Source organism: Candidatus Dormiibacterota bacterium, from assembly GCA_036495095.1.
In the GTDB taxonomy this organism is placed as follows: domain Bacteria; phylum Chloroflexota; class Dormibacteria; order Aeolococcales; family Aeolococcaceae; genus CF-96.
The window spans coordinates 1-20,268 of sequence record DASXNK010000100.1 but is presented as its reverse complement, the minus strand read 5'-3'; the positions used below and the strand labels follow the sequence as shown (position 1 = coordinate 20,268).

The window sequence follows — 20,268 nt, the reverse complement described above, 5'->3', positions numbered from 1 at the left end:
TACCGATCAGCCGCGAGAGGCCCGTCTGTCAATCCGCCCTCGGCGCCAGGGATCAGTACTCGTCCTCGGGACGGACGTCCTCGTCGGCGTCGTCCTCCAGCTCGAAGCCGCCGGACTCCTCGACGTCGCCCTCGACGGTCTGCATCCCGTCGAGCTCCTCTGCGGTGTCGTCGCTGCCGGGGAGGTTCTCCTCCTCCTCCCCCGACTCGTCGTCGATGCCGCGCGAGGCCAGCAGCGACTCCTTGGCGTAGGGGCGGAACTCCTCGCGGCGGGCGCCGCGAGCGATCGGGAAGGAGGACTTCCGGGCGTTCTCCGGCGCCTGGTAGGTCTCGCGGATCATCACCTCGATCTTCCGATCGTCGACCCGGGCCACCGCCGCCGCGTAGCGGTTGCCGGTGATCATCAGCGGGACCAGCCGCCGCGCCAGCTTGGTGTCGACGTCGCCGAGGTCGATGCCGCGCACCGTACGCGCCCGCAGCTGCCCGTGCTCGACGTGGAGTTCGACCACGTCACCCGGGGCCACGGCCACGTCGACGCCGCCGGCGGGGGGGGTCAGCACGGTGATGCCGCTCTTGCCCGGCTCCTCGGTGAAGAGGTCGACGTCGATGGCCGCCGCCATCCCCTCGGGCCGGGTCGGAGCCTGGAGCAGCGCCGAGAGCTTGCGGACGTTCTTCTGGGCGATGATGTTCAGAGGATTGATGCGCAGCGACTGCTGATACGCCTCGAGCGCCTCCTCCGGCTGACCCAGCTCGGTGAGCGCCTTGCCCAGGCGGTTGAAGGTCTCCTCCTCCTCGCCGTGGCGCTCGAGGAGGGCGCGGTTGACCGCAAGCGCCTCGCTCCAGCGGCTCTCCAGCGCGTACTGGATCGCCTCCTCGACGTACATGGCACGTGGCTTGACCCGCTCGACCTCAGCCAACGATGCTCCCCGTGCTCCGCCCATTCGGTGAGAGGAATGCGCGCCCGGCGCGCATCCGCCCGGGACAGCCTACAAATACGGAGCCCAGCTGTGCATCCGCCCTTCGGGCCGCCGCGGCTTCGGTATGATAACGCCCTGGTGGAGCGCATCTGTTCGGTCGGGACCTGAGGGACGAGAAAGGATGACCCGGGTCCTCGCCATCGCCAACCAGAAGGGCGGCGTCGGCAAGACGACCACCGCGGTCAACCTCGGCGGCGCGCTGGCCGAGACCGGCAGGCGGGTCCTCTGCATCGACCTCGATCCGCAGGGTCACCTGACCATCAACATGGGCTGCCGGTACCCCGACGAGGTCGAGCTCACCGTCTACGACCTGCTCACCAATCCCCACGTCGACCTCACCGACATCCGGATGCACTCGGAGAAGATCGGGGTCGACTTCCTCCCCGCCAACATCGAGCTGAGCGGCGCCGAGCTCGCCCTGGTCAACGAGCTGGGGCGGGAGCGGGTGCTCGAGGAGAAGCTCGCCCCCCATCTCCACGAGTACGACTTCGTGGTGATCGACTGCCCGCCGTCGCTGGGCCTGCTCAGCGTCAACGCGCTGGTGGTGGCGACCGAGGTGATCATCCCCCTCCAGTGCGAGTACTTCGGGATGAAGGGGATGCAGCAGCTGCAGCGGACCATCGACCGGGTGCGCCACAAGCTCAACCCTCAGCTGCGCATCGCCGGGATCCTCCCCACCATCTTCAAGAGCCGCACCCTGCACAGCCAGGAGGTGCTCGACCTCGTGAAGGAGCACTACGGGGACCAGGTGTTCGAGGTGCGCGTCGACGCCAGCATCCGCTTCGCCGAATGCCCGCTGGAGGGCCAGTCGATCCTCCAGTACGCCAACGCGTCCCCGGGCGCGAAGGCCTATCGCGCCCTGGCCGCCGCCGTCCTCAACGGGGACGCCGGTGAGGGAGAGGGAGGAAAGTGATGGCCAGCAGCTTCCGCCGTGCCCACCTGCGTGGCTCGGACGAGCTCTTCCGGCCGACGCAGGGGTCGGGTCCGGGGGTCGCCGCCGCCGCCGCCACCCCCACCGAGGGGCCTGCTCCGGCCCGCGCCGAGGGCCTGCTGCTCCGCCTCACCGAGGACGAGATCGCGCAGCTCGCCGACGCCCTCCACCGCCTCAAGTTCCCCCCGCCGACGCCCCACCGCCCCTCGATCGCCGAGCGCGAGCAGCTCGAGGAATTGCGCCAGAAGCTGCTGGCCGCGCTGTAGGGGGCGGGCTGCCCGGGTGACGCCCGGGCGAGGGCAACGATCGAAGCGATCGCAAGAAACCCATCAATCGTCCGTTCTCCTCTCCGACGGCCCCGACCCGTCAGCAGCGAGGGGATGGATTCCGATGATCAGCGTCGACAACGCCGGCGTGCTCCACGCGACTCTCCTCGAGTCGCTGACCAACGACCTCCACGAGGTCGCCGACCTGGCGGCGCAGTTCGCCGAGCCGGACCGGGCCGACGCCGCCCGGGCCGCGGTGGCGCGGTGGTCGCCGACCCGGACCGCGCGGACCCTCGTCGAGGCGATGCTCGAGGACTAGCTCGAGCAGGGGTCCGAGGTCAGTGCGCCGAGGCTGGAGGCCCCGCGGAGAGCCGTCTCGGTGAGCCGGCGGAGCGTGCCCGCGAGGGTGCGGGCGTCGAAGGGCTTGACCATGTAGACGATGCCGCCGAGCTCGAGCAGGTCGTCGATGTCCCCGTCGCGCTGGTGGGCGGTGAGCAGCACGATGGGGAGCTGCTCGAGGCCGGGGCGGGCGCGGGCGGCGCGGCAGAACCCGTAGCCGTCGAGGCGCGGCATCATCAGGTCGGAGATGACCGCGTCCGGACGGAAATCCTCGATGCGGTCGAGACCCGCCTGGCCGTCACAGGCGACGGCGACCTCGAAGCCTTCGAGGCCCAGACGGAGCTCCAGCACCTTGCGCAGCGCGGCGTCGTCCTCGATGACGAGGACCCGGGGGGGACGGGGGGACACGCAGCGATGCTACTCCCGGGATCGGCGGGCCGAGCCCGCTCCGGAGAAGGCGTCGCCGGATTGAGACGGCGCCGTGTCGCGGTAGTTCGCCTCGATCTCCGCCGCATAGCGCTCGGCGACCACCTTCCGGCGCACCTTCATGGTCGGGGTCAGCTCGTCGCCGACGCTGAAGTCGTGATCCAGCAGGGTCCAGCGGCGCACCCGCTCGACGTTGGCCAGCCCCGCGTTCACCGCCTCGACGTGGGCCGCCACCGCGTCGCGGACCGCGGCCGCGGAGAGGTCGCGGGCGGCCGCCTCGACGGGGTCGACGGTGATCAGAGCGCTGAGGTAGGGGCGGCGGTCGCCGATCACCACGGCGTTGGCGATCAGCGCGTGGTTCTTCAGCGCCGTCTCGATGTTGCTCGGCGAGATGTTCTTGCCGCCGGCGGTGATGATGAGGTCCTTCTTCCGGTCGGTGATCCGCAGGTTGCCCTCGGCGTCGAGCTCGCCGACGTCGCCGGTGGCGAACCAGCCGTCGAGCATCACCTCGGCGGTGGCGGCGGGATCGCGGTGGTAGCCGGCGAACACGGTGGCGCCGCGCACCAGGATCTCGCCGTCGCCGGCGAGGCGCACCTCGATCCCGGGGAGCGCCGGCCCGACGGTGCCGAAGCGCGCATGCCCGGGCCGGTTGAAGGTGGTGGCGCCGGTGGTCTCGCTGAGGCCGTAGACCTCGCAGATCTCCAGCCCGAGGGCGAGGAAGAAGCGCAGCACCTCCGGGGCGATCGGCGCCGCACCGCTGGCCAGCACCCGGGCCCGGTCGAAGCCGAGGGCGGCCCGCACCTTCGACAGCACCAGCCGGTCGGCGAGGGCGTGCCGGGCGCCGAGCCGGGCGGGCACCGGCCGGCCCGCCTGGCGCAGGTCGGCGACGCGCTCGCCGGTGGCGATCGCCCAGCGTCCCAGCAGCCGGCGGCCGGATGGCTGGCGCTCCACCTCGCCGAGAATGCGGGCGGCCATCTTCTCCCACACCCGGGGCACCCCGAAGAACACCGACGGGCGCACCTCCCGGAGGTCCTCGCCGAGCCGCTCGATGCTGGTGAACCAGGTGGGGTTGCCGATGACGTAGGAGCGGAACTCGCTGGCGAGGCGCTCGGCGATGTGGGCGAGGGGCAGATAGGAGAGGATGCGGTCGTCGTCGTAGGCGGGCTGGAGCGACATCACCGCCCGCACCCCGGCGATGACGTTGGCGTGGGTGAGCATCACCGCCTTGGGCGGCCCGGTGGTGCCGCTGGTGTAGATGAGGGTGGCGACGTCCTCGCTCTCGACCGAGGCGGCCCGCCGCTCCAGCTCGGAGGAACGGGCGTCCAGCACCGCCTGGCCCCGGTTCAGCGCCTCCTCCCAGGAGATCACCAGGCCGTCCGCGGAGACCGGCTCGGCGGCGTCGAGGACCACGATCCGGCGCAGCGCGGGAAGGCGGTCACGCACCGACAGCAGCCGCTCCAGGGTTGCCGGGCTCTCCACCACCGCGACCTCGGCGCCGGAGTGGCCGAGGACGAACGCGGCCTGGTCGGCGCTCACGGTGAGATACACCGGCACCGGCCTGCAGCGGGCACAGAGCACCGCCATGTCGGCGATGTGCCACTCCGGCCGGTTGGACGACCAGATCGCCACGTGCCCGTGCTCGCCGACCCCCTCCTCCACCAGCCAGGCGCTCAGCCGCCGCGCCGCCTCGCCGAACTGGCGCCAGCTGATCGGGGCCCAGCGGCCGCCGGCGCGCAGGAGGAGGGAGGGACGGTCGGGACGCTCGCTCAGCTGCCGCCGGAACTGCTCGACCAGGGTGCTGGTCGCGGCCGGGGGCTCGGCCGCGCGAGCCGGCGAGGCGGGAGCACGAGTGGTCATGCGGCAGAGCATACGACCGCTCCGCGATTTCCCCGCCGCCGTCACCGGGGGGTCACTCAGCGCCCAAAGCGACCGGTCTGCTAGCTTGAGCCACAGCATGGTCATCGGCTCGCTCACCGTCACCGTCCACGTCCCCGAGAGCCATTCGCTGAAAGAGAAGCGGCAGGTGGTGCAGTCGATGGTCGCCCGGCTGCGGCGGACCTTCAACATCGCCGTCGCCGAGGTGGGTGACCAGGACACCTGGCAGCTCGCCACCATCGGCATCGCCTGCGTCAGCGGCGACTCCCGGCACGCCGACGAGATGTGCCAGAAGGTGCTCCGCCACCTCGAGAACGAGGGGGAGGCACAGGTCACCCGGTCGCGGTTCGAGCTCATCCACGCATGACCGTCCCGGCCGAGACGGCCGCCACCGACCGGCTCGTCGAGGCCTTCGCCGCCACCCTCCCGTTCGTCCTCGACGAGTTCCAGGTGGAGGCGCTCCACAAGCTGGAGTCGCACCGGGGAGTGCTGGTGAGCGCCCCCACCAGCAGCGGCAAGACGATCGTCGCCGAGTACGCGGTGTGGCGCGCGCTCGCCGCTCCCGCGGCGATGCGTCATCCCCGCGGGACGCCGTCGCAGGTCATCTACACCACCCCGCTGAAGGCGCTCTCCAACCAGAAGTTCCACGACCTGCGCCGCCGCTACGGCGAGGCCAACGTGGGGCTGGTCACCGGTGAGCACACCGTCAACGACGGCGCGCCGGTGGTGGTGATGACCACGGAGATCCTCCGCAACGTCATCTACGACGAGCCCCACCGGCTCGACCTGGTCGGGGACGTGGTGCTCGACGAGGTGCACTACATCGACGACTACCCCCGGGGCACGGTGTGGGAGGAGGTGATCGTCCAGGCGCCCCGGCACATCCGCTTCATCGGGCTCTCCGCGACGATCAGCAACGTCGACGAGGTGGCGGCCTGGATGACCGGGCTCCGCGGCCCGGTGGCCACGGTGGTGCGCACCGAGCGCCCGGTCGAGCTGAAGCTGTGGCTGGCGATCCACAACGAGCTGCACACGCTCTTCGACGAGCGCGGCCACGCCCACCGCCGCACCATCGACCTGGCTCAGAACGAGACCATCCACACCGAGCGGATGCGCTACGTGCGCCGGGCTCCCGACAACGACCTGCTCCACATCCTCGAGGCGCTGCGGGTTGCGGGGATGCTTCCTGCCATCTATTTCATCTTCTCGCGCCGCGGCTGCCGCGAGGCGCTGGCGCGCTGCGAGATCCACGGCGTGGACCTGACCACCGCGGACGAGAAGCGACGCATCGCCGCCCTCTACGAGGAGCGGCTCACCGCGATCGAGGACGACGACGAGCGCCGCGTCTTCCGCGACGCCGCATCCGAGCCGCTGCTCACCCGGGGGGTGGCGATGCACCACGCCGGCATGCTCCCCTACGCCAAGGAGACGGTCGAGCAGCTGTTCCTCACCGGCCTGGTGAAGGTGGTCTTCGCCACCGAGACGCTGTCACTCGGCCTCAACATGCCGGCGCGCGCCTGCGTGCTCTCGTCGTTCACGAAGTTCGACGGCACCGGCTTCCACGCGCTGCGCAGCTCCGAGCTCACCCAGCTGATGGGCCGCGCCGGCAGGCGCGGCATCGACACCATGGGGCACGGCGTCATCCTCAAGGAGAGTGACGTCGACGTCCACGACATCTACGACGCGGCGATGGGCGACGAGATGTCGGTGGTCTCCAAGTTCGCCCCCACCTACACGATGACCCTCAACCTGCTGCGCACCCGCACCGTCGAGGAGGCGGAAACCCTGCTGGAGCGGTCGTTCGGGCAGTTCCAGAACCTCCAGCGCACCGAGCACTGGGTGCACCGCGAGCACAACCTCACGGAGCGCCTCGCCGACCTCAGCGCCCGGGTCTACCGCCACCCGCGGGTGCGCTGCACCGAGCGCACCCTGGTGCAGTTCCTCCGCGAGGAGAAGGAGCTGGAGGAGCTCCAGGCGAAGCTCCGCCGGGCCAAGCGGGAGGGATGGCGGGACAGCCGCCGCGGCCGCTACGGCACCCGCACCGCCGACCCCGGACAGCGCACAGAGCAGATGCGCCGGCAGCTCAAGGACCTGCAGTCGCGGCACCGGGGCAGCCCCTGTGGCAGCTGCCCGTTCCTCGCCGACCACCGCGCCAACCACTTCGAGATCCGGTCGGTGCGCGAGACCCTCGACGGCGGCGAGGAGGAGCTGCGCCAGGCCCGCGAGCGCTACCGCATCGAGTTCCACGCCTTCCGCGGGGTCCTCCACGAGGCGGGCTTCCTCGAGAACGACCGGCCCACCCCCCTGGGAGCGCTGGCAGCCTCCCTCTACGGCGAGAGCGCCCTGGTCGTCGCCCAGGCGATCGAGGGCTCGTGGTTCGACGACCTCGAGCCCCCGGAGCTCGCCGCCACCCTGGTGATGCTCGTCGCCGAGGACCGCGGCCGCGATCACGGCCCGGTGCGCCGCCACTTCCCCACCCCGCGGGTCGAGCAGGGCTGGCGCACCCTGCGCAGCGCCCTCCACCACCTCGCCGTGCTCGAGCAGAAGCACCACATGGAGACGCTGCGCCCGCTCTCGCTCGACTACGTCACCGCCGCCTACCGGTGGACCGAGGGGGTGCCGCTGTCCGAGATAGAACCGCCCGCCGGCGCCGACGTCGGCGATGTGATCAAGGCGGTGAAGAACCTCTACTCGATGCTCCGCCAGGTCGAGCAGGTGACCCGCAACCGCAGGGTGCACGGCCTGATCGCGGCCACCCGCGACCGCATGGAGCGTGACCTGATCCGGCGGGTCTAGCTCGCCGCGGCGGCCCGGTGGAAGCCTGAGGGGTGTGTGGTACGGGAGCGAGGGTGGTTGCCCACCCTCGCTCTCCGAGAACCGAGGATTCAGCTGTTGTCGGTGCGACGACGCCGCAGAGCGGTGAAGCCGCCGACCAGGAGCAGCCCCAGGCCACCGAGCACACCGCCCGCGACGAACGGGACGTCAGCGCCCGTATTCGGGGCGCTGCCAACGCCGTTGGACAGGGCGTGCTCAGTGGCAGCAGCGGTGGTCGAGCTGGTGGTGGTGACAACGGAGGTGGTCACACCGTCCTTGCCGTTGGTACCGTTCGTGCCCGGAAGACCCTGGGCACCGGTGGCCCCGACCGCGCCGGTGGCACCGACCGCGCCGGTGGCGCCCTTCGGGCCCTGGGCGCCGAGCAGCGAGACGCAATCGCCCCACTCGCCCTCGACCTTGGGGCCGTAGAGGCAGTCCGCCTCGGTGTCGAGGTAGAAGTCGCCGGTGTTGCCCTGGGAGCCGGGAGGGCCCTCACCATTGAGAATGGTGTTGCCATCCTTGCCGTTCAGGCCGGGATCGCCCTTCTTGCCATCAGCGCCAGGAACTCCGGGGATGCCGGGGACACCCTGCACGCCCGGGATACCGGGAAGGCCCATCGGACCCGGAGCGCCGTCCTTGCCGTTGGTACCGTTCGTGCCGGCGGCGCCCGTGGCGCCCGTGGCGCCCTGGGAACCGGTGTCGCCCTTGGGACCAGCAGGACCCTGGGAACCGGTGCCGCCGGTGGCGCCCGTGGCGCCCGTGGCACCCGTGGCGCCCTGGGAACCGGCGGGACCCTGCGGGCCGGCAACCCCCGGTGCACCCTGTGCAACGAAGGTGATCAGCACCTCCTCCTGATGGCAGTCAGCCTGCACCGGAGCGGAGGCCGGTGGCCCCACGTGGAAGGGCATGAAGTCGGTCGCACCACTGTTGACATTCACGCACTCGTAGTACGAGCCGTTGAACAGGAAGGGATTGGCGGTGGTTGCGTGGGCGGCGATCACACCGCCTCCACCGACGACCAGAGTGGCGGCGCCCGCGAAGCCGCCGAGGAGCTTACCGAGATTCATGTGTTCTCACTTTCCATGTGGGTTATGAACTCTGCCGGAAATTGGGATGTCGCCCGGCTTGCATGAATGAGCATCGGCCTGATATCGGGGGCGACATGACGGAGTCTCGCTCACCACCGCACAACAAAAGTGAAGGCCCGTGAAGCTTGCGATCTCACGTCCTGCAGCAGGGGAATCTCGTGAACAGTTCCTGGCACACGCCTGACCCTCGGTGCCACGGCCGGCCCTTCCGAACGCACCTCGTTCGGGTCGCAGCGCGGCCCACATGGGTGGAGTCTGTGCACCATACGGACCGTTGTCACCACCGGCGGCGCGCGATCAGGACCCTGGGGCCGGGATCCGAGGACCGAGGTCACAACTTGGTGACGGCCCCCCGCCAGGGGCATCCACTATCCTGAGCGGCCTCGGGTATCGGGAGGCAACGGTGAGGGACGTCACCCCCCAGGGGGCGAGCACGCAGACCGGCGGCGAGCGGCGGGAGGGGGCGGCCTGGGATCCCGCGCTCCCCTTCGGGCGGCGCGCCGGTGAGCGGCCGGGGCGCGTGCTCGTCGTCGACGACCACCGCGCCCTGGCCGAATCGCTCGCCCTCGCCATCGGAGCCCAGCCCGACCTCGAATGCGTGGGGACGGCGGCGACCGCCGCCGACGCGGCGCGGCTGGCGGCGGATCAGCAGCCCGACATCCTCCTCATCGACGTCCAGCTTCCCGACGGCGACGGGATCGACGTCGCCACCGAGCTCCGCGCTGCCCGTCCCGAGCTCCGCGTCGTCATCCTCACCGGCCACACCGACGTCGCCGTGCTCGCCCGCGCGGCGAGCGCCGGCGTCTGCGGCTTCCTCCCCAAGGAGAGCGGGATCGCCGAGGTGCTCTCGGCGCTGAGGACAGCGCGGGGTGGCGGGATGGTCGTCGACGGGGCCACGCTCAGCGCAGTCCTCGACCGGGTCGGACGGCGCGCGCAGCCGGCCCCGGCCAGGCCGCCTGAGACCGATCTCACCGACCGCGAGATGGAGGTGCTCCGCGCGCTCGGCCGGGGGATGGACCCGCAGGCGATCGCACAGCAGCTCGGCGTGAGCATCCACACCGCGCGCGGGCATGTGAAGAGCATCCTCTCCAAGCTCGAATGCCACAGCCAGCTCGAGGCGGTGGTCACCGCCATCCGGCGAGGCCTGCTCCCCGAGCTGCTCGCGAGCTGACGGCGACGTCGGGAGGCGGTATGCGGTCCGAGTCCCTGCCCGTCCCCGAGGGAGGCGACGTCGCCGCGGTGCTCGCCGCCATCGCGGGCCACGAGGACGACGAGGGCGCGGCGCTCGCCGCCGTTGCGGAGGTCATCGCCCGGCGTCTCGGCTGGCCGGTGGGTCACGCCCTCACCGTCGACACCGCCGGCGCGCTGCTGCCGAGCCCCGGGTGGTACCTCGCCGACCCGGCGCGATTCGAGCCCTTCCGCGCGGTGAGCGAGGCCGAGGCGGCCGGGCAGGGGGTGCTCGGCCGGGTCCATCGCGAGCGCGCGCCCGTGTGGGTCGAGGAGGTCGCCGCCGACCCCTCCTTCCTGCGACGGCGCACCGCGGCGCTCGCCGGGCTCGTCGCGGGTGCGGTCGTTCCCATCCTCGCCGGGGGCGAGATGGCGGGGATCCTCGAGCTCTTCACCGACGACGCGGCGGCGGTGACCGATCTCGGCACGCGCCTGCGCCTGCTGGAGCTGAGCGCCCACGCCGGCGAGGCGCTCGCGTCGGCGCGGGCCCAGCGCCGCGAGCGGGAGCGCGAGCGGCGGGTGCGCGCGGTGTTCGACGGGCCCGTACCCATGGCGACCCTCGACACCGGCCTGCGCATCGTCGACGCGAACGCCGCCCTCAGCGAGCTGGTCGGCGTGGAGCAGGCCTCGCTCGCAGGCTGGGAGGTGGACTCGCTGGGCCCGCCCCGCGGGGACCTGGGCTCGCGGCTGCGCGCCGCGCTCCGCAGCGGTGACCCGGTCGTCGCCGGGGTGATGATCGCCACCGTGCGGGGGGCGATGCCCGCCGGGATCCGAGCCTGGCCTGTCGCCGGGAGCGGAGCGGTCGCTCACGTGCTCCTCATCGAACCGGCGGACGAGCGCTTCGCGACCGCCGCTGGCATCGGCCCCCGGCTGGAGCGGCGCCAGGCGGCCCTCGAGGCGGTCCGCGATGCCGGCAACGAGGCGACTCTGCTCGCCGCCATCGCCACCGCGGCGCGCGACCTCCTCGGCTGCGACGCCGCGGTCGTCAGCCTATCGGGCGCCGGTGCGCGGCCGTTCGCCACCCTCGTCGGCTCCGGCCTCACTGCGGCCGAGGACGCGGTGATCGGCTCGCTCGGCGGCGCGCTGCCCGGGCTGCTCGGCGCCCTCGCCGTCGAGGACCGGCCGATGCGGATCTCCGACATCCGGAGCCACCCGGCGCACACCGGTCCGGAGCTCTTCGCCGGGCGCCGCGCCCTTCTCGGGGTTCCGCTGCGGACCTCGCGGGAGGGGACGATCGGCCACCTGGTCGCCCTCGACCGGGCCGGCGGCGAGCCCTTCGACGACCTCGACGAAGCGCTCGCCATCGACTTCGCCGCGGTCTCGGCAGGTCTCGTCGTGCACGCCCGCGCGGGCAACGCGCTGCAGGGGGCCCGGGCCCACGTGCGCCGGCTCGCCGCCGCCAACATCGCGCTGCTCCAGCAGGTGCGTCCCGCGGACGTCCTCCAGGCGGCGGTGGACCTCGCCCGCTCCGTCACCGACGCGGAGTACGCCGCGCTCCTGCTCGTCGAGCCGGCCACCGGGTCGCTCACCCGGTTCGTCCATGCCGGGCTGACCCCCGCGGCCGCGGCGCGGATCGGCCCTCTCCCCTCCGCACGCGGACTCCTGCGCGCGCTGATGCTCGCGGGGCGCCCCATCCGCCTCGCCGACCTCCGCCGCCACCCGGCGCACGCCGGCTTCCCCCCCGGCCACCCGGCGATGCGCTCGCTCGTCGCCGTGCCGCTGTCGGTGCAGGAAGCGCCGCACGGACTGCTGCTCTGCGCCAACCACCTCGGTGGCGAATTCGACGAGGCGGACGAGGCGAGCGCGGTCCAGGTCGCGGCCGCGGTCGAGCGCAGCCTCACCCACGAGGACGGCCGCGGCGCCGACGACCTCATCGATCAGCTCGCCGTCGTGTCCCGGCGGTTGCGCGAGAACGAAGCGGTGAACTGGCGCTTCCTCGGCACCCTGTCGCACGAGCTGCGCAGCTCGTTGAGCGGAATCCTGATGTCCGCCGACCTGCTCGCCGACGCCACCCTCGGGGTGGTCGGCACCACCGCCGCGCTCGACGTCGCCGGGCGCATCGGCGTCGTCGCCCACAACCTGATGGCGCTCGTCGACAACCTCCTCGACCTCTCGCGCATCCAGGCCCGGCGCCTCGAGGTGCGCCTCCAGCCCGTCGACCTGGCTCCCCTGCTCCGCGACGCCCGATCCACGATCGAACCCCTCGCCGTCGACGCCGGCGTCGCCCTCGACATCCCCGACGGCGAGGGGGAGCCACGGCTGCTCGCCGACCCGGTGCGACTCCGCCAGGTGATCCTCAACCTGCTCACCAACGCGGTGAAGTTCACCCCCGCGGGGGGACGCGCCTGGATCGAGCTCGAGAGCGGCGAGCACGACCTGACCATCGCCGTGTGCGACACCGGCACGGGGATCGAGGAAGCGGACCACGAGCGCATCTTCGAGCCCTTCGAGCGGATCGAGGGGAGCTCCGCACCGGGGACGGGCCTGGGGCTGGCGATCGCGCGGGCGATCGTCGAGCTGCACGGAGGACGGCTCACGGTGTCGTCCTGGCCGGGCGTGGGCAGCCGTTTCGGCCTGACCGTGCGCCTCGCGCGCAACCCCCACCTGGGGCCGGAGCTGACCGAGGCGCTGGAGGAGCACCGCGCCGTCGTCACCGACGACGGGCGCGGCCGCTCGCTGCTGCTCGTCGAGGACGACGAGGCGAGCCGCGAGTCGACGACCACGGTGCTCGAGCTGGCCGGCTACCACGTCGACGCCGTCGCCACCTGCGCCGAGGCGGTGCGCGCCTTCGCCGAGGGCGCGCACGAGGTGGTGCTGCTCGACGCGCAGCTCCCCGACGGGAACGGGCTCGACATCGTGCCGCGGCTGCGCGAGCTCGCCGCCGGCCGGATGGTGCGCGTCGTCACCTTCTCCGCCGACCGCATCGGCGACACCGAGGAGCGTGCCACCGCCGAGTGCGACGACTTCATCCTGAAGCCGCTGCGCCCGCGCGAGCTGCTGCGCCGCCTGCGCGCCCTGCTGGAGGCGTAGCACCCCGTTTTGGGGTGGCGGGACGGCTCAGACGGGTGATGGCGCGGCGTCGCGCCGCATCTAGCCTCTGGGTGACGGCCGGCGGCCGCGGGACCCTGCCCGTGATGCCGCGCCGCTGCCCCGAGGAGAGTGCTGGACGTGGTGGACCTGAAGCGCAATCGCATCGATGAGAATCGGGCTGACGGCCGTCGTATCGGCGAGCTCCTCATCGAGCGCGGCGCCCTCCGCACCGAGATCCTCAATGACGCGCTGCGCCGCCAGAAGCGCGACCGACGCCCTCTCGGCGAGCTGCTCGTCGAGCGTGGCGTCGACGAGCCTGCCCTGGTCGCGGCCCTGGGCCTCCAGTGGGGCCGCCCCACCGTCGACCTCGACACCGAGCTGCCCAGCGACGAGGCGCTGCTCTGCCTCGACGGCGTGGTGGCGCGACGGCTGCGCGTCCTGCCGGTGTCGCTCGACGGCGACGGCCGGCTTCGCGTCGCCACCCTCACCCCCGACGACCCGGCGCTGAGCGAAGCGCTGCGGACCGCGAGCGGTCTCGTCATCGAGTTGCTCCTCACCGACCGTACCGGCCTGCAGAACGGGATCGACCGCCATTACGGCGTCATCGACCGGATCGACAGCGCGGCGGCGCGCGCCGTCGGCGATCGTGTCGAGATGGCGCCCTCCGCCGCGACCGCGACCGAGCTCGACGCCCCGGTGGTGCAGCTCGTCGACCTGATCCTCGCCCAGGGCGTGCGTGACCGGGCCTCCGACATCCACATCGAGCCGCAGCAACACCGGCTGCGCGTCCGCTTCCGCGTCGACGGCTCGCTCCTCGACGTCCGCGACCTTCCCCGCGAGCTCGCCGGGTCCGTCGCCTCGCGCATCAAGGTGATGGCGGCGATGGACATCGTCGACCGCCATCGCGCCCAGGACGGCCAGATCGCCACCCTCATCGACGGGAGGGAGATCGACATCCGGGTGGCGACGATGGAGACGATCTGGGGCGAGAAGATCGTGATGCGCCTGCTGGACAAGACGCGCTCGCTGGTCTCGCTCCCGTCCCTCGGGCTGAAACCGGAGGTCGAGGGCGGCCTGCGCCGGCTCGTCGCCTCGCCGTACGGCCTGATCGTGGTCAGCGGGCCGACGGGAGCCGGCAAGACGACCACCCTGTACTCGCTGCTCAACGAGCTCGACCGCGGGGTGCTGAACATCACCACCATCGAGGACCCGGTCGAGTATCACTTCGACGACGTCAACCAGATCCGCATCAACCGGCTCGCCGGCGTGACCTTCGCCAACGGCCTGCGCGCCATCCTCCGCCAGGACCCCGACGTCATCCTCATCGGCGAGGTCCGCGACTCGGAGACGGCGGGCATCGCCATCCAGGCAGCCCTCACCGGCCACCTCGTGCTCTGCTCGCTCCACGCATCGGACACCGCGGGCGCCATCCACCGATTCATCGACATGGGGATCGAGTCGTTCCTCGTCGCCTCGGCGCTGATCGGCGTCGTCGCCCAGCGCCTGGTGCGCACCGTGTGCGAGCGCTGCGCGGAGGAGCAGGTGCCGGGCCCCGAGGAGGTCGAGTTCTACCGTTCGGTGACCGGGAAGCTCCCACGGTTCACGCCGATGGCGGGGCGCGGCTGCCCGCGCTGCGCGAACAGCGGCTTCTACGGCCGCACCGGCGTCTTCGAATGCCTCCAGATCGACGAGGACTACCGCCAGCTCATCGTCGACCGCTCGTCGCAGACGGCGCTTCGCCGCGCGGCGGTCGAACGCGGCATGACCACCCTACGACACGCCGGCTGCGACATCGCCGAGCAGGGTCGCTCGACCCTCGCCGAGGCGATGCGCGCCGTGTACATGATCTAGGAGACGCAGGTGCAGCTCTATCGTTGGCAGGCACTCACCTCCGCCGGTGAGTCGGTCGAGGGCCTCATGCAGGCGGCGAAGCAGGAGGACGTTCGCGCCGCCCTCGACGCGCGCGCCCTGCACATCACCTCGATCTCGGCGAAGGGCGGCGCGTGGCGTGACCTGCTGAAGCTCGAGCGCAAGGTGAAGGCGCAGGAGGTCACCATCTTCTGCCGGCAGCTCGCCACCTTCGTGAGCGTCGGCGTCCCGGTGACCACCGGCCTGTCGACCATCGCCGAGCAGACTTCGGACAAGCAGCTCAAGGCGGCCTGCCTCGCCATGATCGCCGACATCCAGCGCGGCGCACGGCTCAGCGACGCGGTGCGGGCGCATCCCCAGGTCTTCCCCGTGATCATCGCCGACATGGTCCAGGCCGCCGAGTCGAGCGGCGACCTCGAGGGGGTGCTGCGCCAGGCGTCCCACTCGATCGAGCGCGAGGCGTCGGCGCGGCAGAAGATCCGGGCGGCAATGATCTATCCGTCGATCATCTGCTGCCTGGCGGTGGTGCTGACCATCGGCATCATCGCCTTCGTGCTGCCCCAGTTCAAGGACCTCTACGCATCGCTCGGGGTCAAGCTGCCGGGCATCGTGAACATCCTCCTCGGGCTCTCGGACTTCGTGAAGAAGGATGCGATCCTCCTGCTCGCCGGCGTCCTCGTCGGCTTCGTCGCCCTTGGCGCCTGGCAGCGCAGCGAGCGCGGCCGCGTCGTCCGCGACCGGGTGCTGCTCAGGCTCCCGGTGGTCGCGCCGATGGTCCGCGCAGCGGTCGTCGAGCGCTTCTCCCGCACCCTCGGCGACCTCCTCTCCGCCGGCGTGCCGATCGGCGAGACCTTCGCCGTGGTGATCGAGACCACCTCGAACCGGGTCTATCGCCAGGCCCTGCGAACGGTGATGGCGGCGATGGGGACGGGCCAGGGCATCTACCAGCCGCTCCAGGCGACCAGGCTGTTCCCGCCGATCGTCACCCAGATGGTCCGCGTCGGCGAGGAGACCGGCAGCCTCGACAAGCACCTTCGCGAGACCGCGGCCATGGCCGGCGAGGACCTCGACTACCGCATCAAGAAGATGACCTCGGTGATCGAGCCGGTTCTCATCCTCTTCGTCGGAGGCATGGTCGGCTTCGTCGCGATCACGATGGTCACGACCATCTACTCGCTCGCGGGTGGATACAAGTGAGAACCGCACAGCGCCGGCGTCGCGGGCAGGCGGGGATGACCCTCATCGAGACGCTCGTCGCCATGGCGGTGATCTCGGTCGGCGTCGTCGGCATCATGTACGGCTTCAGCGCGATGGCGAGGGGCGCGTCGGTCTCGGCCGACCAGTCGCGCCTCGAGAGCGAGATGCGGCAGCTCAGCGACCAGGTGCGTTCCCGCGACGCTCTCCCCTACGTGTTCTGCGCCGTCGAGAACGGCACGCAGAAGGACTACACGCCCAAGATCACCGGGCTCAGCTTCTCGCCCGACACCTGGAGCATCGTGACCGTCGCGGTGGGAAGCTCGGCGACGCGAAACGGCGCCGCGGTCTCGGCGTGGCAGACGTGCGCCGCCGTCACCGGTCGCGCGGCTGGTGCGGACTGGGGAGTCCAGGAGATCACCCTCAAGGTGTCGTCGGCCTCTCGGTCGCTCACACGCGTCGTCTGGAAGGGAGCCGCATGAGGACCCCGGCCGGGAGCCGGGCCGCCGCCCTGCGGCCGGCACGGCGAGGACAGCATGGTTTCACCCTCATCGAGATGGTGGTGACCATGGGCATCGTCACGCTCCTCATGGGTGCAGTCGCGGGCAGCTTCGCCGTCGCGTCGAAGATCATTCGACCCGGGGGCGCCCAGGACCGGCTCGCGGCCGCCCAGGACGGCATGGTTGTCGAGCAGGTGCTCTCGCGTGATGTATCCCGAGCCTCCTGCATCAGGGTGGGCTCTGGCACCGCGACCGGCACCTGCTCGGTCGGTTTCGCGAACACCAGCATCAGCGGGGCGTCGGGTGCCTGCTCCGCCGCGACGACACTGATCTGCATCGCCTGGCCGTGGCTGTCCGATCCCGCCGGTGCGTCGTGCCGCGTCGCCGTCTACATGAAGGCCAGCGCGAGCAGCCCGGTCGTCATCAGTCGCACCGAGTGGCGGGTCGTGTCGGGCACGGCCTCCAGTGTGCAGACGGTCCGCCAGACCACGAACCCGGTCGGAATCACCGTGACCAGGACCCCGCCGACCGGGTGGACGAACCTCGTCGTCAAGGCGGTGGTGGTCGGCAACCTGACGGTGAACAACCCGAGCGTGACCCTCTCGCTGCGGCCGCTGGCAGCAGACCCGAACAGCCCGGCAACCGCCGCGCTGGTGCCCGCGGGAGCGCAGTGCTGATGTCGAAGCGATCGCCGGCTCGCCGAGGCCACGAACGAGGTCAGGTCCTGCCGCTCGCCCTCGCCTTCATCGCCCTGTTCGCCGGCGTCACCCTGGCGGTTCTCAACTACGCCAGCCGGACGCAGTCGCAGAAGCAGCACTCCGAGGTGACCGCACAGTCGGACTCGCTCGCCGAGGGCGGCGCCCTGTACGGTCTCGCCGACGCGAACCGGGGCGACTCGTCGTGCACGGTCGGCAGCACCGGCTCGCTGACAATGCAGGGCGGCGATGTTGTCGGCTACACGACGAAGACCTGCCAGGCCGGCTCGTCGACGTCGACACCGGCGGGGCTCGCCGCGAGCTGCACGCTCTGCCTGCTGGGTGCGACCGTGACCGACCTGACCTCACACAAGGGTGACGTGATCGTCCAGGGGATCGTGGCGGTCAACACAGGTGTGAGCCTGACCCAGGCGACTCTCCAGTCGACGCCGATCCCAGGAACACCACCGTCCACGCCCTTCATCGGGATGGCCGACACCTCGGGCTGCGGCGGCAGCTGCACGCCCAACCCCACCGTGGTCGCCGGCGTGAGCGACCCTCTCCAGAAGACCCTGCCACCGCCACCCTGCTCCACATGGGCGACGGGCTGCACCGTGCAGACCCCGAGCGGTAGCACGCTGACCCCCGGAGTGTACGGCTCGCTCTCGGCCACCAGCACCGTCCTCACGCTGAAGAGCGGGGTCTATGTCGTGACCGGCGGCATCAGCACGGCCGGGAATGGCGGGGTCGTCTCCGAGCCCGGGGGCGGCGTCCTCATCTACCTGGCCTGCTCGGGCTACCCGACGCCGTGCACCCCGGGCCAGGTCGGCGCCGGGATGTCGATGGCGGGCAACGGCTCCTTCAGCGTCTCCCCGCAGCCGTCGGGGCCCTACGCCGGATTCGTGATCTATGCCGACCGCAACAATGCGTCGAACATCTCCGCCCAGGGGAACGGCGCCTCCCTCTCCGGCACGGTCTATGCGGCCTCCGCCTCCCTCTCCATGGGCGGAAACGGAGCGGTCTCGATCAGCGGCCGCCTGATCGCCGCCTCGCTCGACATCCAGGTGAGCGGCAGGGTGGGGACGGGTCTCAGCCTGGTGGGGACGACCTCGAGCGTGAGCGACTGCTGGCTCTCCGAGGACGACGTCACCGGCACGACCGGAGCGACGGTGTCGACCGGGCACGCCCTGTTCGCCCTGGCCTGCGGGGGCGGGTCGGGCATCACCGCCTTCAACTACGGGAGCGCAGGCGCTGCCGGCCCATCCCTGGCGGTGACCACCAGCAGCCTGCCCAGCGCCACCGCGGGCCAGAGCGGCTACGCCCAGACCCTCACCGCCTCCGGCGGGACCGGCGCGATCACCTGGAGCATCCCGAGCGGCACGCTGCCGGCCGGCCTGACCCTGAACGCCGGCACCGGGGTGATCTCCGGATCCGTGGCCGCCGGTGCCACCACGACGACCTTCACGGTGGCGGCCACCGACAGCAGGGCCGCGTCGGCCACGAGGTCCCTGACCATCACCGTGAATGCCGCACCGTCGGTGGGCACGTCCGTGCTCGCGGCCGCCACCAGGGGGCAGTTCGGATACCTGCAGGTTCTCGCCTCGACCGGGGGGACGGGCGGTGTCACCTGGAGCATCACGAGCGGCTCGCTGCCCTCCGGCCTCAGCCTGGCTCAGAGCACGGGCGCCATCACCGGCAACCTGAGCAGCGGCGCCACCACCCAGACGTTCACCGTGGCGGCCGCAGATCAGAACGGCGTGTCGGGCAGCAGGTCCCTCTCCATCACGGTCAACGTGGCGCCGTCGGTGACGACCACCAGCCTGCCCGGAGCCACCCGGGGGCAGTCCGGCTACACGGCCACCCTCACAGCGGGCGGGGGGACCGCCCCCGTCAGCTGGAGCCTCACCAGCGGTGCGCTCCCGAGCAGCCTCAGCCTGGCCGCGAGCACGGGAGTGATCTCGGGCAGCGTCGGCGCCGGAGCGACGTCCCAGACCTTCACGGTCACTGTCACCGACCAGAACGGCGTCACCGGGAGCGCCTCGCTGAGCATCACCGTGGCCGCCACCTCCACGCCTGCGGTGGCTGCCCCGAGCGCCGGGTCGCAGTTCACGTTGCAGCACGGGAACAGCGGCAGTCTGACCATCACGGGAACGGGCTTCCAGCCCGGAGCGACCGTGACCTTCAGTGGCGGTCATTTCACGATCACCGGACCCATCGTGGTGGCCGGCCCGACGCGGATCACCGTCCCGGTGCAGGCGGTCACGAACTCCAAGGGCACCAGCGATCTCACCGTGACCAACCCCGACGGAGGGACCGCCACGGCCTCCGGTTCCATGGTGAACACATGACCGCGTGACGCCCTCCCTGTGCCCTGAGCTCAGCCCGACCCCATCGAACACCTCACCACCGGAGAACTTCGCAGCATGAACAAGAGACTCAACCAGGCCACGCGGGCGCGCCGCGCCGGACAGCGCGGCTTCACCCTCATCGAGCTGCTCGTCGTCATCGCCGTGCTTGCGGTCCTGGCGGCGGTGGTCATCTTCAATGTCACCGGCGTGAAGAACAGCGGCGGCGCCTCGGCCTGCGCGACCGACGTGAAGTCGGTGCAGACGGCCGTCGACGCCGCCATCAACGACGGCTCCGCGATCACCGCAGCCGACCTGGCCGGCACCGGGTGGAACACGGTCCTGGTCCCCAGATACCTGCACACGATCCCGACCTCGTGCGCCAACGGCTTCGTCCTCGGCGCGGGCAACACCGTCACCGGCAGCTGAACACTCGACCTGGGGCCGGATGCGTGAGTGCGGCCCCCTCTCGGCATTCTTCAACCAGATCCACATTCAATGACGACAAGGGGAATCACATCATGGACAAGAGAATCAACCAGGTGATGCGCAGCCGCCGCAGCGGCCAGCGCGGCTTCACCCTCATCGAGCTGCTCGTCGTGATCGCCGTCCTCGCCGTGCTCGCGGCAGTGGTGATCTTCAACGTCACCGGCGTCAAGAACAGCGGCAGCGCGGCCGCCTGTTCGACCGACG

Annotated in this window: 18 protein-coding genes; 14 read left to right on the top strand and 4 right to left on the bottom strand. The window is 71.4% G+C overall.

From position 1 onward, the window contains the following. Positions 1-52 precede the first annotated feature (52 nt). On the bottom strand, positions 53-916 hold the full coding sequence (locus tag VGL20_10445; protein HEY2704100.1) for a tetratricopeptide repeat protein: 864 nt from the start codon (positions 914-916) through the stop codon (positions 53-55). Between the two features lie 181 nt (positions 917-1,097). Between VGL20_10445 and VGL20_10440 the strand changes: the two genes are divergently transcribed. From VGL20_10440 to VGL20_10430, 3 genes are all read left to right on the top strand, one after another. Next, positions 1,098-1,889, top strand: coding sequence for an AAA family ATPase (locus VGL20_10440; GenBank protein ID HEY2704099.1), 792 nt, complete (start codon positions 1,098-1,100; stop codon positions 1,887-1,889). Then, entirely contained in the window at positions 1,889-2,173 is a 285-nt protein-coding gene (locus VGL20_10435) for a hypothetical protein (GenBank protein ID HEY2704098.1), read from the top strand. Before VGL20_10440 ends, VGL20_10435 begins: the two co-directional genes overlap by 1 nt. 124 nt (positions 2,174-2,297) lie before the next feature. Then, positions 2,298-2,492 carry a hypothetical protein gene (locus VGL20_10430; protein HEY2704097.1) on the top strand — a complete coding sequence of 65 codons (195 nt, stop codon included), beginning with the start codon at positions 2,298-2,300 and terminating at the stop codon, positions 2,490-2,492. Here VGL20_10430 and VGL20_10425 read toward each other — a convergent pair. Further along, positions 2,489-2,920, bottom strand: coding sequence for a response regulator (locus tag VGL20_10425; GenBank protein HEY2704096.1), 432 nt, complete (start codon positions 2,918-2,920; stop codon positions 2,489-2,491). The two genes, VGL20_10430 and VGL20_10425, sit on opposite strands and share 4 nt — an antisense overlap. A 9-nt stretch (positions 2,921-2,929) precedes the next feature. Then, positions 2,930-4,795, bottom strand: a complete 1,866-nt coding sequence (locus VGL20_10420; GenBank protein ID HEY2704095.1) for a long-chain fatty acid--CoA ligase — start codon at positions 4,793-4,795, stop codon at positions 2,930-2,932. 85 nt (positions 4,796-4,880) lie between these two features. On the opposite strand from VGL20_10420, the gene VGL20_10415 reads away from it, so the two are divergent. Further along, entirely contained in the window at positions 4,881-5,180 is a 300-nt protein-coding gene (locus tag VGL20_10415; protein HEY2704094.1) for a DUF503 domain-containing protein, read from the top strand. After that, complete coding sequence (locus VGL20_10410; GenBank protein ID HEY2704093.1) at positions 5,177-7,609, top strand: DEAD/DEAH box helicase; 2,433 nt, start codon at positions 5,177-5,179, stop codon at positions 7,607-7,609. Before VGL20_10415 ends, VGL20_10410 begins: the two co-directional genes overlap by 4 nt. 89 nt (positions 7,610-7,698) lie before the next feature. On the opposite strand, the gene VGL20_10405 is transcribed toward VGL20_10410, so the two are convergent. Next, on the bottom strand, positions 7,699-8,694 hold the full coding sequence (locus tag VGL20_10405; GenBank protein HEY2704092.1) for a hypothetical protein: 996 nt from the start codon (positions 8,692-8,694) through the stop codon (positions 7,699-7,701). A gap of 424 nt (positions 8,695-9,118) precedes the next feature. Between VGL20_10405 and VGL20_10400 the strand changes: the two genes are divergently transcribed. From VGL20_10400 to VGL20_10360, 9 genes are all read left to right on the top strand, one after another. Beyond that, positions 9,119-9,886, top strand: a complete 768-nt coding sequence (locus VGL20_10400) for a response regulator transcription factor (GenBank protein ID HEY2704091.1) — start codon at positions 9,119-9,121, stop codon at positions 9,884-9,886. Between the two features lie 20 nt (positions 9,887-9,906). Further along, entirely contained in the window at positions 9,907-12,972 is a 3,066-nt protein-coding gene (locus VGL20_10395) for a GAF domain-containing protein (protein ID HEY2704090.1), read from the top strand. A 138-nt stretch (positions 12,973-13,110) separates the two neighbouring features. Then, complete coding sequence (locus tag VGL20_10390) at positions 13,111-14,823, top strand: GspE/PulE family protein (protein ID HEY2704089.1); 1,713 nt, start codon at positions 13,111-13,113, stop codon at positions 14,821-14,823. Between the two features lie 9 nt (positions 14,824-14,832). Beyond that, complete coding sequence (locus VGL20_10385) at positions 14,833-16,038, top strand: type II secretion system F family protein (protein HEY2704088.1); 1,206 nt, start codon at positions 14,833-14,835, stop codon at positions 16,036-16,038. Then, the gene (locus tag VGL20_10380) at positions 16,035-16,517 is read left to right on the top strand and encodes a type II secretion system protein (protein ID HEY2704087.1); all 483 of its coding nucleotides are present in this window, start codon (positions 16,035-16,037) and stop codon (positions 16,515-16,517) included. The genes VGL20_10385 and VGL20_10380 overlap by 4 nt, the downstream gene beginning before the upstream one ends. Then, complete coding sequence (locus VGL20_10375) at positions 16,514-17,212, top strand: type II secretion system protein (GenBank protein HEY2704086.1); 699 nt, start codon at positions 16,514-16,516, stop codon at positions 17,210-17,212. The genes VGL20_10380 and VGL20_10375 overlap by 4 nt, the downstream gene beginning before the upstream one ends. Further along, positions 17,212-19,578, top strand: a complete 2,367-nt coding sequence (locus VGL20_10370) for an Ig domain-containing protein (protein ID HEY2704085.1) — start codon at positions 17,212-17,214, stop codon at positions 19,576-19,578. Before VGL20_10375 ends, VGL20_10370 begins: the two co-directional genes overlap by 1 nt. A 75-nt stretch (positions 19,579-19,653) precedes the next feature. After that, positions 19,654-20,004 carry a prepilin-type N-terminal cleavage/methylation domain-containing protein gene (locus VGL20_10365; protein HEY2704084.1) on the top strand — a complete coding sequence of 117 codons (351 nt, stop codon included), beginning with the start codon at positions 19,654-19,656 and terminating at the stop codon, positions 20,002-20,004. Positions 20,005-20,096: 92 nt separating this feature from the next. Continuing rightward, the coding region (locus tag VGL20_10360; protein HEY2704083.1) for a prepilin-type N-terminal cleavage/methylation domain-containing protein at positions 20,097-20,268 on the top strand (172 nt) is incomplete at its 3' end.

Excerpts from the sequence above, each read along its gene's own strand:
- VGL20_10420 (HEY2704095.1), bottom strand. The coding sequence starts at position 4,795 with ATGACCACTCGTGCTCCCGCCTCGCCGGCTCGCGCGGCCGAGCCCCCG.
- VGL20_10370 (HEY2704085.1), top strand. The coding sequence starts at position 17,212 with ATGTCGAAGCGATCGCCGGCTCGCCGAGGCCACGAACGAGGTCAGGTC.
- VGL20_10405 (HEY2704092.1), bottom strand. The coding sequence starts at position 8,694 with ATGAATCTCGGTAAGCTCCTCGGCGGCTTCGCGGGCGCCGCCACTCTG.
- VGL20_10375 (HEY2704086.1), top strand. The coding sequence starts at position 16,514 with ATGAGGACCCCGGCCGGGAGCCGGGCCGCCGCCCTGCGGCCGGCACGG.
- VGL20_10440 (HEY2704099.1), top strand. The coding sequence starts at position 1,098 with ATGACCCGGGTCCTCGCCATCGCCAACCAGAAGGGCGGCGTCGGCAAG.
- VGL20_10435 (HEY2704098.1), top strand. The coding sequence starts at position 1,889 with ATGGCCAGCAGCTTCCGCCGTGCCCACCTGCGTGGCTCGGACGAGCTC.
- VGL20_10395 (HEY2704090.1), top strand. The coding sequence starts at position 9,907 with ATGCGGTCCGAGTCCCTGCCCGTCCCCGAGGGAGGCGACGTCGCCGCG.
- VGL20_10430 (HEY2704097.1), top strand. The coding sequence starts at position 2,298 with ATGATCAGCGTCGACAACGCCGGCGTGCTCCACGCGACTCTCCTCGAG.
- VGL20_10410 (HEY2704093.1), top strand. The coding sequence starts at position 5,177 with ATGACCGTCCCGGCCGAGACGGCCGCCACCGACCGGCTCGTCGAGGCC.
- VGL20_10365 (HEY2704084.1), top strand. The coding sequence starts at position 19,654 with ATGAACAAGAGACTCAACCAGGCCACGCGGGCGCGCCGCGCCGGACAG.